Source organism: Flavobacterium sp. T12S277 (assembly GCF_048514875.1).
In the GTDB taxonomy this organism is placed as follows: Bacteria; Bacteroidota; Bacteroidia; order Flavobacteriales; family Flavobacteriaceae; genus Flavobacterium.
Genome location: NZ_JBLYEG010000066.1, coordinates 1 through 1,166 on the forward strand (window position 1 = coordinate 1; position 1,166 = coordinate 1,166).

General features: G+C 39.6%; 1 protein-coding gene. It reads left to right on the forward strand.

Annotation, left to right across the window (positions count from 1 at the left end):
* Window positions 1-111 precede the first annotated feature (111 nt).
* The coding region (locus ACN1CN_RS22735; protein WP_419137970.1) for a WD40/YVTN/BNR-like repeat-containing protein at window positions 112-1,166 on the forward strand (1,055 nt) is incomplete at its 3' end.

Consider the following 1,166-nt stretch of genomic DNA (forward strand, 5'->3'; position numbering starts at 1 on the left):
AATCTGACGGAAGAGTAATGACTCAGGATCAAATTCAGGAGATGGTTCAGCAAGAACTACAAAGCAGGCAAATAAAGAAAAACTAATTACCTCCAATTTTAAAAATAATCTATGCAAACAAATCTACATATTACAGTGTTGCTTGTATTTTCTTTTTTCTGTAACCTTACAATTGCCCAAAGTCCTAATTGGAAAAATATTGGACCTGTAGCCTTTCCGGAGAAAACCATCGGTCAGGTACACGGTATTGGACGTTGTTCTCAGATTAAATTTCACGCCACAGATCCTAACAAAATGTATGTTGCCACTACTTCTGGAGGGTTGTATCAGAGTAATGATAAAGGTCTTAATTGGAATTTATTAGGAACTGATCAGGTTATCAATACAAAGTCTGCCTCCATAGCGGTAGATCCTACCAACGATCAGGTTATTTATTGGGGAACAGGTGATGCAAATTATTATGCAGATGGTATAGGTGTTTATAAAACAACCAACGGAGGCGCCAGCTGGACAGCATCTAATTCCGGAATGGGGAATCGATTAGTTATAGATATGCTTTTTCTTCCTACGGATAACAATACTATCATTGCAGCTACAGATAACGGTATCTATAAATCGACAGACGGGGGGGCTAATTGGAGCTTAAAATCTGCTGCTGGTATTAAATTTCAGGATATCTGTTACAAGCCAGGCACAAATGGTCGGATAGTGTATGCAGCGGCTTCTCAAAGTTTTTACCGTTCTCTTGATGCTGGAAACAGCTGGACTGAAATCACTTCTGATGCCTTTGTATTTGGAGCTGACGGAACAAGAGTATCCGTTTGTGAAGCCGATCCAAATGTTGTTTATGTTGCTAATGTTGGTGCTGAAACTATAGGAGAAATTTATAAATCAACAGATGGAGGAAGCACCTTTACGAGTATGCGTTCGACTGCAGAATGGCTTGCTGCATATGAGACATCGGGAGATGATGATAAGGGTCAGGGAGGTTATAATTTTGATTTAGAGGTTAATCCTGCTAATCCAGATGAGCTTTATTTATGTGCTCATCTGATATGGCGTTCTACAGATTCAGGTGCTACCTGGGTAAAGCAACAATCCCATTGGACAAGGGACATTCATACCGACCAACATCATATTTTATTTGATCCTTATGTTAGCGGTCA